Source organism: Polynucleobacter sp. AP-Feld-500C-C5 (assembly GCF_018882265.1).
Classification (GTDB): Bacteria; Pseudomonadota; Gammaproteobacteria; order Burkholderiales; family Burkholderiaceae; genus Polynucleobacter.
This window is the reverse complement of sequence record NZ_JACVOW010000021.1, coordinates 1-15,525: the sequence shown is the minus strand read 5'-3', so window position 1 is coordinate 15,525 and position 15,525 is coordinate 1. Positions and strand designations below refer to the sequence as shown.

The window sequence follows — 15,525 nt, the reverse complement described above, 5'->3', positions numbered from 1 at the left end:
CGAATTAAAGAATGATGAATAAAACCGATCTGCCCGCAATTCAATACACTGTCTGGCCTGCAGACCCTCATGGCCATCGTTTTCAAGTAAAGCTTCATATTGCTCACCCTGATCCTCAAGGACAAATTCTGCAAATGCCTGCATGGATACCGGGTAGCTATTTGATTCGGGACTTTTCAAAACATATTGAAACCATCGAGGCGTTTAGCGCAGAATCCACTAAGAAAAAAATTGCTCTGGAGCGCATTGATAACAATCAATGGCTTTTACCAACAGCGGTTGGTGCCGTAGATATCCTGACAACAGTTTATGCTTTCGATAACTCTGTTCGAGCAGCTTACCTTGATACAGAACGTGCATTCTTCAACGCAACCAGTCTCTGCCTGACAGTCAAAGGGCAAGAAAATATTCCCTGCTCTTTAGCAATCGTGTCGCCTGAAGGTGGATTTGCTGATCACTGGACTGTGCAAACCACTTTGCGATCTGCAAAAACTGATGAGCGTGGTTTTGGGTTTTATCTTGCCCAAAACTATGATGATCTGATTGATCACCCAGTGGCTATGGGCGAGTTTCAGATGGTGCACTGGAAATCAAATAATACGTCTCATAGCATGGCGATTCAAGGATGCATACATCCAATTGATGCAGTACGCCTAGCAAGTGACTTGCAAGCAATTTGTTCTTGCACTATCAATCTTTTCGAGCCCAAAACAAAAAAGGCGCCATTCACTAACTACTTATTTTTAGTCAATGCTGTTTTAAATGCTTATGGTGGTCTTGAGCATCGCAATAGCACTGCACTATTGTGTCGTCGAGATCAAATCCCGCAGAAGAATATTCCCTTAGATGAAGCAAGCTATCGTGAATTCTTAGGCTTATGTAGTCATGAGTATTTCCATGCATGGTTAGTAAAGCGTATCCAGCCGAAGGCTTTCCAACCCTACGCACTAGGAGATAGAAATCACACTCACCTTCTTTGGTTATTTGAAGGCTTTACTAGCTACTATGATGATCTGCAACTATTCCGTAGCAAACGCATTGATCTAAGCACGTATTTGAAGCTGGTTTCTGATAATTGGAACGGCGTCTTACGTGGGCCAGGCAGATTAAAGCAAAGCTTGGCTGATAGCTCATTTGATGCTTGGACCAAGTACTACCAAGCAGATGAGAACACTCCCAATACTGTTGTGAGCTATTACGGCAAAGGTGCTTTGCTAGCCCTAGGCTTGGATTTACAAATTCGCAGATTCTCGAAAAACAAAAAATCTTTAGACAATCTCATGCGACTCATTTGGCAAAGACATGGCGTCACGCTGGATGGTATCTCTGAAGATGGTTTAGATGAATTGATATACGAGCTACTAGGAAGTAACTTTAGAAAAATATGGAGCGACATCAAGTCTCGCTACGTTTTTGGCGTCGAAGATATTCCAATTCAGACATGGATTACTTCAAAGATCATTTCAGTCAAACCAAAAACCCAGTCTAAGCTTGAGATAATAAAGTTGCAGCTAGGTATACGCCACACTGATGTCAATGGCTGGCTTAAAGTCACTCATGTGTTAGATGGTGGTGCAGCACAAGCAGCAGGCTTAGCAGCAGGTGACTTAGTAGCAAGCACCAATGGTCAACGCATCACGAATGCACGCTGGGATAAGGTACTCCAGGGTCTTTCAGAAAACGAGAGCATCAGCATATCGTTTTATCGCGACGATCTCGAACATGAACGTATCTTGGTTCTAGAACCTACTCAGCTCCCAGCACAATATGAGCTGATTTCGGCGAACACTAGCTTCAAACAAAACTAATGCCCTCTTTTTCTAAAGATGATATCCCGCAGGACTGGCGTAAATTATTGGGTGACTATTTCGCTTCACCGGCTTGGAGTAATTTAGAAAAAAATATTCAAGCAGTCTTAGATGTTGATTTTGCAAGTGTCTGCCCCCAGCCACAGAATTTTTTTAAAGCGCTCAGGTTAACCCCATTAAATTCAGTAAAGGTGGTGATTATTGGACAAGATCCCTATCACTCACCCGGGCTTGCTCAAGGGCTTGCATTTTCGATTCCCGAGAGCATTCCAACAAATTCTCGTGCGTTTCCGAGTTCGCTGCGCAATATCAGCAAGGCACTAATGCTTGAGGGCTTTGGTAGCCTCCCCAATGGTGACTTACACGTTTGGAGCAAGCAAGGAGTGCTGCTGCTCAACACGGCTCTCAGCGTTCAATTAGGTGAAGCCGGTAGTCATACTAAGCTCGGATGGCAAGATCTAATTGATCGCTTAATTTCGTCGCTTGCTCTAGAAAAGTCATGCTTAGTCTGGATGCTTTGGGGAGGGCATGCTCAATCTAAGTTACCCCTCATTGAAGTAGGAAAAGATCAATTGATTTTGCAATCCTCACATCCTTCAGGGCTAGGGGTCTATAAAACCGATAAGCCGTTTTTAGATCCGGGTGGCGCTGGTAGTTGTAATCACTTCACCAAAACCAATGAATGGCTACTAGCAAATAAGCTTGCTCCTATTGAATGGATTCATAGCTCTGCGAAAGCCCCAAGAAGAGGGGGGCAAGTCGATCTATTTAGCGAAAGCGGTATAGATGCACCCGATGGTGCAAGAGGACAAGATAGCCACAAGCCACTCTAGCATTTGGCCGGATTGAAAAAAACCGGTGTATTGACCCAAGTAAGAGCTTGCTGCCGCTGCAATAAAGCCCATCAATGCAGCCATGAGGAAGCCTAAAGTGTTTGGGCCTCTGGATCGACCAGGGTAAAAAATCCAGGAAGAAGCCCCAGATAAACCCCCAATTAGCAGAAAAGCCAAAAACCCCATTCTTACCCCCAATAATGACGTCATCAAATCTATAATCACCATTATGAAGTTGTTGACACTCGGCATCAATCATCACACAGCGCCGGTCGCCATTCGGGAAAAGGTCGCCTTTGATCCTGAATTTCTTCAAGAAGCGTTGCACGATCTTCGCCAACACTTGCTTGGGGCGAATCAATCCGGCTTGCCCGAAGCCACCATCCTATCAACTTGCAACCGCACCGAGGTCTATTGCGCCGCCAATGATCCTCATGCTGCCGATATTCTTCACGAAGCGACGTTTGATTGGCTAGCCAAAACTCAGCAGCTTGCCCCAAGCAGTCTTGAACCGCACATCTACTCTCTTCCCCAATCCGATGCCGTGCGTCATGCTTTTAGAGTAGCCTGTGGTTTAGATTCGATGGTGATTGGTGAAACCCAAATTTTGGGTCAGATGAAAGATGCTGTCCGTACTGCAAATGATGCAGGTGTTTTGGGCACTTACCTCAATCAGTTATTTCAAAAAACGTTTGCTGTTGCCAAGGAAGTTCGCGGCTCTACTGAAATTGGCGCGCACTCGATTTCTATGGCTGCTGCATCAGTGCGACTTTCAGAGCGGATCTTTGAAAAAATATCCAATCAAAAAGTTTTATTCATTGGTGCTGGTGAAATGATCACATTATGCGCAACTCACTTTGTTGCTCGTAAACCAAAAAATGTAGCTATTGCCAATCGAACCATCGAACGCGGACAAGAATTAGCAGACTCGATTGCTGAGCAAAATATCCAGGCTGAATCTTTTAAGCTTTCTGAACTCCCTAGCCGCTTACATGAGTTTGACATTATTGTTTCAAGCACTGCCTCATCTTTGCCTATCATTGGCTTGGGGATGGTAGAGAGCGCTCTCAAGCAGCGCCGCCAAAAGCCTATGGTGATGATTGATTTAGCAGTGCCGCGTGACTTTGAGCCAGAAATTTCTAGACTGGGTGATGTGTATCTTTATACAGTTGATGACTTAGGCGTCATGATTCAAACAGGAGCAAGTTTGCGCCAAGCGGCTGTGAGCCAAGCAGAGGCGATCATCGAAGATCGTGTTGGTAACTTTATGCATTGGATGCAAGGCCGTAATGCCGTTCCTATAATTCAAGATATTCAGCAGCAAGGCGAACGTTTAAGACAACTTGAGTTAGAGCGTGCCATGAAACGCTTAATACGTGGTGATGATCCACAAGAAGTCCTTAATGCAATGGCACAAGGTCTTACCAATAAATTCTTGCATGGCTCACTCCATGCTTTGCAGCACTCAAACGGTGCTGAGCGTGATGCTTTGATTAAATTGTTACCAAAACTATTCGCCTCACATTCCAAACCAGAAGACCATTAGATGAAGCCCAGCATGCGGGCTAAGCTAGATCATCTAGACACGCGCTTAGCCGAACTCAACTCCCTTTTAACGTCCGAAGAAGCAACCAAAGATATGGATGCTTATCGGAAGCTCACGCGTGAGCATTCAGATATTGCAACTGTCGTTGAGCAATTTGGCCTTTACAAACAGGCTGAGGCGGACGCGCAAGCTGCAGAAGAGATGCGCAAAGATCCCGATATGAAGGACTTTGCGGACGAAGAGCAGAAACAAGCTCAGTCAACTATGGAAGAGCTTGAGGCAGTACTGCAAAAGCTCTTATTACCCAAAGACGAAAACGATGAGCGCAACGTGTTCTTAGAGATTCGTGCAGGGACTGGCGGCGATGAAAGTGCTCTGTTTGCTGGAGATCTTTTGCGGATGTACACCCGCTTTGCAGAACGCCAAGGCTGGAAAGTAGAAGTAGTCAGTGCGGCTGAATCAGATTTAGGGGGCTATAAAGAGGTTGTCCTGCGCTTGGTAGGTCAATCTGTATACTCGCGCCTGAAATTTGAGTCGGGCGGTCATCGCGTACAACGTGTACCCCAAACAGAGACCCAAGGACGTATTCATACATCAGCTTGCACGGTTGCAGTCATGCCGGAAGCAGATGAACTTGAAGCCGTCAAAATCAATCCTGCCGAATTACGCATCGATACCTTCCGCGCTTCTGGTGCTGGTGGCCAGCACATTAATAAGACGGATTCAGCTGTTCGTATTACTCACCTACCAACAGGCACCGTAGTGGAATGTCAGGACGATCGCAGCCAACACCGCAACCGTGAGCAGGCAATGAAAGTATTAGTTTCACGCATCATGGATGCACGTGAGCGCGAGAAACATCAGCTCGAAGCACAAACTAGGAAATCCTTGATTGGCTCAGGCGATCGTAGTGACCGCATTCGGACTTACAACTTTCCACAAGGTCGTATTACCGATCACCGCATTAATCTTACGCTCTACAAAATTGATGCCATGATGGATGGCGATATTAATGATCTTTGCAATGCCCTTGCATCTGAGCATCAAGCAGAATTACTTGCCGCTCTTGGTGACAATTAAGCGATAGCATCACTTTCATGAGTCAAGATTTCAGTCTGCGCTCTTTGTTGGGCACTTCGCCTCTTCCCCTAAATGAAGCGCGCATTCTGATGGCAAATGTACTGGATAAGCACTACCAACTTCCGCGCTCTGCCCTGCTATCGCGTGATGATATGGAGCTGAATGCCAATGCCCTTGAGGACTGGAAAGTACTTGAATTGAAGCGACTAAAAGGTGAACCTATTGCCTACCTCATCGGTAAACGAGGCTTCCACAATATTGAACTACAGGTTGCATCAGGGGTATTGATACCACGACCAGAAACTGAGCTACTAGTAGACATTGGACTTCGTGAGATTGGGCGAATTGAAAATGAGGTTTCCACCCCTAAGTTACTTGATCTGGGAACGGGTTCTGGCGCGATTGCATTAGCAATTGCTCATGCAGCTCCAGATGCCATCGTTACTGCAACAGATCAGTCTCCTGAGGCCCTCGCAATTGCTAAAGCCAATGCAAAGCACTTAGATCTTGAATCTCGGGTGCAATTTGGCCAAGGGAGCTGGTATGAAGCCTTGGGAGATAACACCTTGTTTGACGTCATCTTGAGCAACCCTCCCTATATCGCCAACGAGGATCCCCATCTCAATCAAGGCGATCTGCGTTTTGAACCCATTTCTGCATTAACCGACCATGCCAATGGGCTCACCTGCCTTCAAACAATCATCCGCAGGGCCTCATGTTACTTAAAACCCATGGGTCTGATTGCCGTGGAGCATGGGTTTGATCAATCAGAGGCGGTGGTCAGCCTGATGAAAGATGCAGGATTGCGCGATATTCAAACCCATCAAGATTTGGCTGGTCATAACCGGGCGGTATCAGCCCGAAAATGAGACCTTAAATCACCCTTTTTTGCATTAAGTCTTAAAATCAAACCCATAGCAGGCGTGAAACTATCGTTATCGTTTTTATAGAAAGAATTTATGGATACTCAAGCTCAAATCAAAGAAATCGTTACTAGCCATCCCGTTGTTTTATTTATGAAGGGTACCGCTCAATTTCCACAATGCGGCTTCTCTGGCAACGCTATCAATATTCTTCGCGCCAGCGGCGTTGAAACACTCCATACTGTCAATGTATTGGAAGATGCCGGAATTCGCGAAGGCATTAAGCAATTTGCCAATTGGCCAACAATTCCTCAGCTCTATATCAATGGTGAATTCATCGGTGGCTCAGACATCATGTCAGAGATGTTCGAGTCTGGTGAACTTCAAAAATTAGTTAAAGCTTAATTTCGCTTTTGCTGGTGACCTTTGATCTAAGTTCCCTTCTACTATTTGGCCTGCCACTCGGATTGTGTGCAGGCCTTTTGGTTTATGCACTGAATTTGCGCTCCAGTCTTGCTAGAGCTGAACTTCAAGCCAAAACAGAAATTGCTATAGCGCTAAGCCTCAGAAATGAACGGGATCAAGCATTACAAAACGCCATTCGGCTTGAAGCAGAACTTGATTCAGAACGCAAACAAGGACTTGGACGGATTGAGTCGCTCAATGAAGCTAAAGAAGCACTCACTAGCCAATTCAAAAATTTGGCTAGTGAAATTCTGGAAGACAAATCCAAACGTTTCACAGAACAAAACGCTGCTAGCCTTGATGCTCTTTTAAAACCATTGCAAACCAAGCTCACTGAATTCAAAGAGCAAGTTAATACCTCCTATGGGAATGAAGCCCGTGAACGCTTTGCACTCAAAAGTGAAATTGAGCGCCTAGCAAATCTCAATTTACGCATGTCAGATGAGACTCGCTCTTTGACTCAAGCCCTAAAGGGTGACTCCAAAGTTCAAGGCAACTGGGGTGAACTAGTGCTTGAATCCATTCTGGAGTCATCCGGCCTTCGTAAAGGTGAAGAGTATGTAGTCCAGGACAGTCATACGCAAAGCGATGGCTCCCGCCTGCAGCCCGACGTAGTAATCAAACTTCCCGAAGGCAGGTGCTTGGTAGTCGATAGCAAAGTGTCCATTACGGCTTATGCCCGCCATGCAGAAACCACCGATGCAGATACTGCAGAGCAAGAGCTAGCTGCTCATATTCAATCGTTACGGCAGCATATCCAAGGGTTATCTGGAAAGAACTATAGCTCTCTCTATGGCGCAGGATCTGTAGATTTTGTGCTCATGTTTGTTCCGATTGAACCTGCATTTTTATTGGCACTAAAAACTGCTCCAAATTTATATCAGGAGGCGCTTGCTAAAAATATTGTATTGGTATGTCCAAGCACTTTGATGGCTACTCTGCGAACAGTTGCCCATCTCTGGAGGCAGGATCACCAAAACCGCAATGCACTTGAGATAGCAAAACAATGCGGCAGTCTATACGACAAATTCGTAGGCTTTGTAGATGATCTTGAAAAACTTGGTCAGCGATTGGACCAGGCTCAAACTAGCTACCACGATGCCTTTAATAAACTGAAGACTGGCAAAGGTAATTTGATTCGCTCTGCAGAGAGGGTACGTGAACTGGGCGTTAAACCCAGCAAAAATCTATCCGCCCCCCTAATTGAATCTTCATCAGATTCTGAATAAATTGAACAATCTAAAAAAGATAGAAGAAGTAAGAGCTTCACAGCATTACATAAAGGTAGCTATTGCCGCTTGTTTTGGGACTTTTCTAGAGTGGTACGACTTCCTAACATTTGCAACCCTAGCAGTTGTTCTTGGTCCTTTATTTTTTCCCTCCAATGACCCTAATACGGGTCTTTTAGCCAGCCTGGCAACTTTTGGGGTTGGAATGGTAGTGAGGCCTATTGGATCAGCCATATTTGGGTCTTTGGGGGATCGCATAGGCCGAAAACCGGTCTTTATGATCACAATTGCCTTAATGGGTATAGCAACCGTAAGCGTGGGCTTTTTACCGACCTATGCCCAAATTGGCATTTGGGCGCCCATACTTTTAGTTGGCTTACGACTACTTCAAGGGCTCTCTGCTGGGGGTGAGATTGGCGGCAGTGCCGTCTATCTTACCGAACATGCTGGAAACGAACATAGGGGATTTAAAACTAGCTTCCTGCAACTAATGGGGCCATTGGGGATTTTAGTATCGACAATACAAATTGCCTTCCTACAGCAATGGCTTTCACCAGAAGAATTTCAGCTATGGGGTTGGAGGGTGCCGTTTTGGATTTCGCTGTTACTGCTAATTATTGCCATCTATATTCGTAAATCATTAGAAGAAACCCCTATATTTTTGGAGCTTACCAAGCAGACTACAAAAAATGAATCTCAACTAATTAATAATTTCAGGGATCCAGAAATACGCAAGAGAATGTTTTTGTTATTTTTTTGCATCTCCTCTAGCGGAGCAATTCTATTTTTTTGCGTTCAGGTTTACACAGCGATTTTTTTGAAAATATCTGTAGGACTAAATCCAGCATTAGTTGATCAATTCAGCATCTTCGCTACCATCGTGCTTTTTCCTCTAATAATCTTTGCCGGGTGGCTTTCGGATCGAGTTGGCCGAAAGCCTATTATTTTGAGCGGCATTATTCTTGGAGTAATCTTTATACAACCCGCCTTTCAATTACTTCAGGTCTTGGGCAATCTATATATTCAGTCTCCGGCTTTCAGTTCACTACTGGGAATAGGATCAATATTGATGGTACTTGCGTTATCCCTTGGATTAGTAGTGGGGCCACAGACTGCACTCTTGGCAGAACTATTTCCGGCCAAGAATAGAAATAGTGCTGCAACTCTTCCACATAATTTAGCTGCTGGCTGGATAGGGGGTTTGCTGCCACTCATAGTGACTTGGTTAAACCAAGCTTGGGGCAATGGCCTTGCAGGGCTCTGGTATCCAACTATATTTCTATTGATTGCCGCAATTGTTTCATTTCTATACCTTCCAGAAACAAAAAATTGCCTTTTATGTTAAAAAATAATTTGCCTAAAAAAAGATGCTGAAAATTGCATCCCAGTATTAGAGGCATTTATCATATCTGTCTTAATAAAAAGACGCCCCCCTAAATTTCGAATGCCCATATTAAAGTGAACATGCTCACAGACTTCCTGTCTATATACGATGACTTGAGAATTGTCTTCAGGCAACACTTTTACTTTTGAACCTAAATATGAATGTTGATTTCTTAATGCATAGTTTAATTTATAGGCTCCAAATCCACCAAAAGCTGATTCAACCTCGAGCATTTCCCCAGTTTGCTCCAAAGAAATAATACGCTTGGCAAATGTATTGTTAAATGCCTCTTGATCAGATACCTTATGCTTGTGAACATAACTCAAAACATCCTCCCAAAGGTCACCAGGACATAAATCCTTGTGTCTCAAGGTCCACATGTCATAGTAAGTTCCCTCTTGATTTGAGAAAACTGCAGCGTTTTGTGGTTCGCTAGCCAAAAAATCTAAAGCATCTTTAAACTTCTCTGGACATACGCCCCTAGTATTGACATCGTCCATATCCAAAACAACTAAGTAATCATACCCAGATAAAAAACTATGCCCCCTAATAAATTCTAAATAGGTGTTTCTAGCAACTTCTAGTCGCAAACCTCTCTGGGGTATTCTAGCTAAGCCATCTAAATTAATAAGATTAAAATTTTGCTTATTTGAACCCCATGATTGCAGGATAGATTTAGTCGAATCTTTAGAGTCATTTTCAATAAACACAAATGCTGATTCAGAAAATTTAGAGGAGATTTGATCAACTCCCCTCAATACACTTGGCAAATACCTTGCACAATCTCGACCAACACCAGCAAAGATGATTTTTGCCCCATCACGGCTATTCTGCATAACAAATAAACCCTTTAACTTTTCAATAACAACCAAGCATTAATTCTCATTTAGAGAATTAATGCTTGGTTGTTATTTTTATAATTGGTAAATTAGTTCATTGTCACCAATAAATATTGAGAAAATTATTTGCCAAGCAATAAAATATATTGGTGCCCCTTGTCCGACTCGAACAGACCACCTACTGATTACAAATCAGTTGCTCTACCAGATGAGCTAAAGGGGCACAAGGAATATTTTAGCCTATTTCACAACTCTTAAGCTTGGCCTGCCAGTTTTAGGCTTATCCGAAGACCCATCAGAGTTATTAGTAAGATTTAAATCGTCAATTTTTGAGGCGTCAAATGGAAATGACATCCCCTGGCCATTCTCTCGAGCGTAAATAGCCAGTACATGACTTACGGGAACCATTATTTTCCTTGGGACCCCTCCAAACCTAGCCTGGAAGGCAATATAGTCATTCTCGATCTCGAGCTGATGACACGCCTCTAAGGAGAGGTTCAAAACGATCTCATCGTTCTTCACAAACTCCATCGGCACCTCCACCCTAGCATCTACAAACACCGCTATGAAGGGTGTAAAACCAAAATCCGTGCACCACTGATGTAGCGCACGGATTAGATAGGGTTTATTGCTTGGGACGTCAGGCATGCTGACTAGAAATGAGCCACTAGAACTGCTTAGCGGCGCATTACCTTTTCTGACGGTGTTAATGCTTCAATATAGGCTGGCCTGCTAAAAATACGTTCAGCGTATTTAAGGAGGGCTGCTGCATTACGAGACAAATCAATACCGTAATGCTCTAGACGCCATAGCAACGGAGCAATGGCAACATCAAGCATTGAGAAGTCATCACCGAGCATATACTTATTCTTGACGAATATTGGCGCCAACTGAGTTAAACGATCACGAATAGCTAAACGCGCTTTTTCATGGGTTTTCTCAGCAGCTTTGCCTTTTTCATTTTCCAGAGCTGCCACGTGAACAAACAACTCCTTCTCAAAATTAAAGAGGAAAAGGCGTGCGCGTGCGCGTGCCACAGGATCAGGTGGCATCAATTGTGGATGGGGGAAACGCTCATCAATATATTCATTGATGATATTAGATTCATACAAAATTAAATCGCGCTCAACCAAAATCGGCACTTGGCCGTAAGGGTTCATTACTGAGATGTCTTCTGGTTTATTAAACAAGTCAACATCACGGATTTCAAAATCCATGCCTTTTTCAAAAAGCACCAAACGGCAGCGTTGCGAGAAAGGGCAATTAGTACCCGAGTACAACACCATCATAAATTTATTTCCTTAAATTTCTATTTCAATACAACAAACGCACAACAACTAGCGGCTTTAACTTATAAATGGGGTATCTAACCCCATTTAATTATTTAGTGAATATCTTTCCAGTAGGCTTTATTCAAGCGCCAGGCCAAAATAGTGAATATCGCCAAGAACAAGAGAACTACTACGCCTAGGCGCTTGCGTTCGAGTTGAACAGGCTCAGCCATCCAAGACATAAATGCAACCAAATCAGCAATGTTGTCGTCATACTCTTGCGGCTTCATGGTACCTGGAGTTAACTGCTCGAAGCCAACGAATACTTTTTCAGTTCTACTCTCGTCATGAGGATCTTTGCGCTCCTCAAACTTAGCAGCACGCTCACCCTGTAATTGCCAGAGCACGTGTGGCATACCTACGTTTGGATAAACCATATTATTCCAACCGGTTTGCGTAGCATCATCTTTATAGAAAGTGCGGAAGTAGGTATAAAGCCAATCTGTACCTCGCGCACGAGCCTCAACAGAGAGATCTGGTGGCGTCTTACCAAAGTAAGTCTTACCTTCTTTTGGCGTCATTGCAATAGTCATCAAATCACCGACCTTTGCATCAGTCAAAATCAGGTTATCTTTAATTTGTTGATCGGTCAGACCTATATCGCGCAAACGGTTATAGCGCATACTCGCAGCTGCATGGCAGTTCAAGCAATAGTTCACAAATATCTTCGCACCATTTTGCAAAGAGGCATTGCTACTGACACGGTTAGGGGCAGTATCCAATGGGAAGCCACCTTCATTTGCATTGGCGTTAAGACTAAAGCCAAAGGCGGTAACCAATACTGTTACTTGGCAGATGCCCATCAAAGTTTGCAGAATTCGTTTCATACTAGTTCCTAATTTCTCTTAGCTGATATCTCAGGCGTGAATTAATGGGACTCAAAAGTAACGCGGTCTGGAACTGGCTTAAATGTGCCAAGTTTGCTCCAGAAAGGCATTGCCAAGAAAAAGCCCAGATAATAAATCGTGCAGATCTGAGAAATCTTTTCAAATACTGGTGATGGTGGCTGGATTCCTAGATAACCCAAGATCACAAAGGTCACGACAAAGATGCCATAGATGTATTTATGAAACTGAGGGCGATAGCGAATCGACTTCACAGGAGAATGATCTAACCATGGCAAGAAGAACATAATCACTACTGAGCCGCCCATGATCACCACACCCCAAAATTTTGCGTCAAGCGCGTAGAAACCTGCAGCCAAAACCACTGCAATAGCAGCGCAAATACCTTTGATTTTGATATCTTTGGCGCTCATAGCAAACATTCCAAGAATGACGGCTAAGAAGATCCATAAAGGCAATAGGAAGTTCGAAGTAGTAGCACGCAACATCGAATAGAACGGCGTGAAATACCAAACTGGTGCAATATGCGTTGGGGTCACAAATGGGTTTGCTGGTATGAAGTTATTTGCTTCTAGGAAATATCCGCCCATTTCCGGCGCAAAAAATACGATGCAAGCAAACACCATCAAGAAGCCACCCAGATACATCACATCGTGTACGCTATAAAAAGGATGGAATGGAATACCATCCACAGGATGCCCATTCTCATCCAGCGTATTTTTAATTTCTACGCCATCTGGATTATTGGAGCCTACTTCATGTAGCGCAAGAATATGGGCTGCAACCAAGCCAATCAATACCAATGGGATCGCAATCACGTGGAATGCAAAGAAGCGATTAAGCGTTGCGTCACCCACAACATAATCGCCCCGTAACCATAATGAGAGGTCTGGACCAATGAGTGGAATCGCAGAGAACAAGTTCACAATGACTTGGGCACCCCAATATGACATTTGCCCCCATGGGAGTAGATAGCCAAAGAAAGCTTCGCCCATTAAGCACAAGAAGATCGCACAACCGAAAATCCAAATAAGCTCACGTGGCTTGCGATATGAGCCGTAGATCAAGCCACGGAACATATGCAGATACACCACTACGAAGAACATTGAAGCACCAGTGGAATGCATATAGCGAATCAACCAGCCCCACGGCACTTCACGCATGATGTACTCAACAGACTCAAATGCTTTTGCAGCATCAGGCTTGTAGTTCATGACCAAGAAAATGCCGGTAATAATCTGAATCGCCAAAACAACAATAGCTAGAGCTCCAAAGATGTAGAAAAAATTCAGATTCTTCGGAGCGTAATACTCACTCATATGACGCTTAAACGCCTCAGTAACGGGCAAACGGGAGTCAACCCATGCCAACAGCTTCTGAGCTACAGGAGCGTTTGCTGGGACTTGTTTTTCTTGAAATGCCATTTATTTCTCCTTAGGCCTTCTTATCATCGCCAACCAGAATCTTGGTATCGCTCAAATACATATGTGGCGGAACTTCAAGATTGTCTGGGGCTGGTTTGTTTTTATAGACACGGCCTGCCATGTCAAAAGTCGAACCATGGCAAGGGCAAAGGAAGCCGCCCGGCCAAGTATTTGGTAAAGAGGGTTGTGCACCTGCTTCAAATTTAGGCGTTGGAGAGCAACCTAAATGAGTACAGATACCCACCACTACCAGGTACTCAGGTTTGATTGAGCGCCATTGGTTTTGGGCATAAGAAGGGGTAAATTGCGCTGGGTCGCGCAATGAATCTGGATCAGCTAACTCACTATCAATTTTTGACAATTCAGCAACCTGCTCTGGAGTACGACGCACAACCCACACTGGCTTGCCGCGCCACTCAACCATGCGCATTTCATCTGGCTTCATTCCTGAAATATCAATCTCAACAGCGGCGCCAGCAGCCTTAGCGCGCTCGGAAGGCTCAAAACTGTCCACAAAAGGGTAAAGGGCTGCGGCTGCACCTACGCCACCAACCGCCGATGTGGCGATTAGCCAGTTACGGCGATCCTTGTCCATACAGGGCTTGTCACTCATTTACAAAATTCCTAGAAAGGGTATTTAGAGGTGGAAATTGCTTAAACCTAGTATTTTAAAGTAAAAAGTGGGGTAAGCAAGAAAGTTATGGGGTTAATCTCGGGTTAACTAGTGTTCGACTATAAAAGGAAGCGTTTATGAGCGTTTTAAAGGAGTTTCGGGATTTTGCAGTCAAGGGTAACGTGATTGATTTGGCGGTAGGCGTCATTATTGGCAGCGCTTTTGGAAAAATCGTGGATTCCCTCGTAAATGACATCGTTATGCCGGTCATCTCTACCCTTTTGGGAGGTCATATTGACTTTACCAATCTCTTCGTCGTACTTGGACATATTCCGGAGGGGGTACCGAGAACCTTTGACGCCCTGAAAAAGGCAGGGGTGCCGATTTTTGCCTATGGAAATTTCATCACTATTTCAATTAATTTCATCCTACTAGCCTTCGTAATTTTTCAAATGGTAAAGCTTGTGAATAGGGTGCGGATTTTGGATTTACCGTCCACACCTCCGGTTCAAGAAGAAGTGACTTTACTTCGCGAAATACGAGACAGTCTTAAAAAATAATTTAGCCCAAGCCAACCTTCAGCAAAAAATCTCTCTTTGCAACTTAATAAATTACAAATCGTCAGCAAGGTTAGTTTAATTAGGACATATCGGCACACTAACTAAGTGCAAGCAAATATTCATAGTATTTCTTTAGCAAATAATTAATCTGCCCCTTAGGAAAAATATCAGATGCATCTAGTATCCCAGCTTCATATTTAAATCATAAAAATTGACCACTATGAATAATTTTGAATTAGCAAAAGAATATTTTTTAGATGGTTGCATTTTTTTAGAAGCAGAAAATTTTTGTCAGGCAGAAAATAAATTTAAAAAATCTCTTGAGCTCATCCCTGATAGGGCTTCAACTTTAATAAACTTATCCGTAGCACAATTGAAACAAAAAAAATATTCTGACGCTCAGATCAGTACAAATCAAGCAATCTTATTAGAGGGTTGCAGTAGTGAAGCATATTTAAATTTGGGTCTCATAGAGAGGGAACTCAAGAGATTTGAATCTGCCATTCAGTTTTTTAATCAAGCCCTCAGTCTCAAACCCGACTATGCAGAGGCTTGGTCAAATAAAGGTGCGACTCTCAATGAACTCAAGCGCTATGAAGAAGCAATTACTGCATTTGATAAAGCCCTAAGTCTCAAACCCGACTATGCAGAGGCTTGGTCAAATAAAGGTGCGACTCTCAATGAGCTCAAGCGGTACGAAGAGGC

The 15,525-nt window shown here is 43.8% G+C and carries 16 protein-coding genes and 1 tRNA gene; 10 read left to right on the top strand and 7 right to left on the bottom strand.

The features are described from left to right. Positions 1 to 11 precede the first annotated feature (11 nt). From ICN21_RS05080 to ICN21_RS05045, 8 genes are all read left to right on the top strand, one after another. Complete coding sequence (locus ICN21_RS05080) at positions 12 to 1,808, top strand: M61 family metallopeptidase (protein ID WP_255534216.1); 1,797 nt, start codon at positions 12 to 14, stop codon at positions 1,806 to 1,808. Continuing rightward, entirely contained in the window at positions 1,808 to 2,641 is an 834-nt protein-coding gene (locus ICN21_RS05075) for a uracil-DNA glycosylase (protein ID WP_216177166.1), read from the top strand. Before ICN21_RS05080 ends, ICN21_RS05075 begins: the two co-directional genes overlap by 1 nt. A gap of 229 nt (positions 2,642 to 2,870) precedes the next feature. After that, complete coding sequence (hemA, locus tag ICN21_RS05070; RefSeq protein WP_216177164.1) at positions 2,871 to 4,187, top strand: glutamyl-tRNA reductase; 1,317 nt, start codon at positions 2,871 to 2,873, stop codon at positions 4,185 to 4,187. Continuing rightward, positions 4,188 to 5,267 (top strand): peptide chain release factor 1, encoded by a 1,080-nt coding sequence (gene prfA / locus ICN21_RS05065; protein ID WP_216177162.1) that lies wholly within the window; start codon positions 4,188 to 4,190, stop codon positions 5,265 to 5,267. It abuts the gene before it with no gap. A gap of 17 nt (positions 5,268 to 5,284) precedes the next feature. Continuing rightward, entirely contained in the window at positions 5,285 to 6,136 is an 852-nt protein-coding gene (prmC, locus tag ICN21_RS05060) for a peptide chain release factor N(5)-glutamine methyltransferase (protein ID WP_216177160.1), read from the top strand. A gap of 90 nt (positions 6,137 to 6,226) precedes the next feature. Further along, positions 6,227 to 6,535 carry a Grx4 family monothiol glutaredoxin gene (gene grxD, locus ICN21_RS05055; protein WP_215296161.1) on the top strand — a complete coding sequence of 103 codons (309 nt, stop codon included), beginning with the start codon at positions 6,227 to 6,229 and terminating at the stop codon, positions 6,533 to 6,535. Positions 6,536 to 6,549: 14 nt separating this feature from the next. Further along, positions 6,550 to 7,824: a DNA recombination protein RmuC gene (rmuC, locus tag ICN21_RS05050; protein WP_216177158.1), complete on the top strand. Its 1,275-nt coding sequence runs from the start codon at positions 6,550 to 6,552 to the stop codon at positions 7,822 to 7,824. Then, a complete protein-coding gene (locus ICN21_RS05045) occupies positions 7,799 to 9,169 on the top strand; it encodes an MFS transporter (protein ID WP_255534214.1) in 1,371 nt (456 codons plus the stop codon). The genes rmuC and ICN21_RS05045 overlap by 26 nt, the downstream gene beginning before the upstream one ends. Here ICN21_RS05045 and ICN21_RS05040 read toward each other — a convergent pair. The 7 genes from ICN21_RS05040 to petA all read right to left on the bottom strand — a co-directional run bounded on the left by ICN21_RS05040 (position 9,166) and on the right by petA (position 14,260). Next, positions 9,166 to 10,080 (bottom strand): glycosyltransferase family A protein, encoded by a 915-nt coding sequence (locus ICN21_RS05040; RefSeq protein WP_216177156.1) that lies wholly within the window; start codon positions 10,078 to 10,080, stop codon positions 9,166 to 9,168. The genes ICN21_RS05045 and ICN21_RS05040 overlap by 4 nt on opposite strands. Positions 10,081 to 10,194: 114 nt before the next feature. Beyond that, positions 10,195 to 10,270: transfer RNA gene (locus tag ICN21_RS05035), tRNA-Thr, on the bottom strand. 17 nt (positions 10,271 to 10,287) lie between these two features. Continuing rightward, on the bottom strand, positions 10,288 to 10,695 hold the full coding sequence (locus tag ICN21_RS05030; protein ID WP_216177154.1) for a ClpXP protease specificity-enhancing factor: 408 nt from the start codon (positions 10,693 to 10,695) through the stop codon (positions 10,288 to 10,290). Between the two features lie 29 nt (positions 10,696 to 10,724). Next, complete coding sequence (locus tag ICN21_RS05025; protein WP_216177152.1) at positions 10,725 to 11,336, bottom strand: glutathione S-transferase N-terminal domain-containing protein; 612 nt, start codon at positions 11,334 to 11,336, stop codon at positions 10,725 to 10,727. Positions 11,337 to 11,431: 95 nt separating this feature from the next. After that, positions 11,432 to 12,205, bottom strand: coding sequence for a cytochrome c1 (locus ICN21_RS05020; RefSeq protein ID WP_216177150.1), 774 nt, complete (start codon positions 12,203 to 12,205; stop codon positions 11,432 to 11,434). 41 nt (positions 12,206 to 12,246) lie between these two features. Further along, positions 12,247 to 13,647 (bottom strand): cytochrome bc complex cytochrome b subunit, encoded by a 1,401-nt coding sequence (locus ICN21_RS05015; protein WP_216177149.1) that lies wholly within the window; start codon positions 13,645 to 13,647, stop codon positions 12,247 to 12,249. 10 nt (positions 13,648 to 13,657) lie between these two features. Then, positions 13,658 to 14,260: a ubiquinol-cytochrome c reductase iron-sulfur subunit gene (petA, locus tag ICN21_RS05010; RefSeq protein ID WP_216177147.1), complete on the bottom strand. Its 603-nt coding sequence runs from the start codon at positions 14,258 to 14,260 to the stop codon at positions 13,658 to 13,660. A gap of 137 nt (positions 14,261 to 14,397) precedes the next feature. Here petA and mscL point away from each other — a divergent pair, with 137 nt between their 5' ends. Beyond that, positions 14,398 to 14,820, top strand: coding sequence for a large conductance mechanosensitive channel protein MscL (mscL, locus tag ICN21_RS05005; protein WP_216177146.1), 423 nt, complete (start codon positions 14,398 to 14,400; stop codon positions 14,818 to 14,820). A 220-nt stretch (positions 14,821 to 15,040) separates the two neighbouring features. Continuing rightward, on the top strand, positions 15,041 to 15,525 hold a 485-nt coding region (locus ICN21_RS05000), incomplete at its 3' end, for a tetratricopeptide repeat protein (protein ID WP_216177145.1).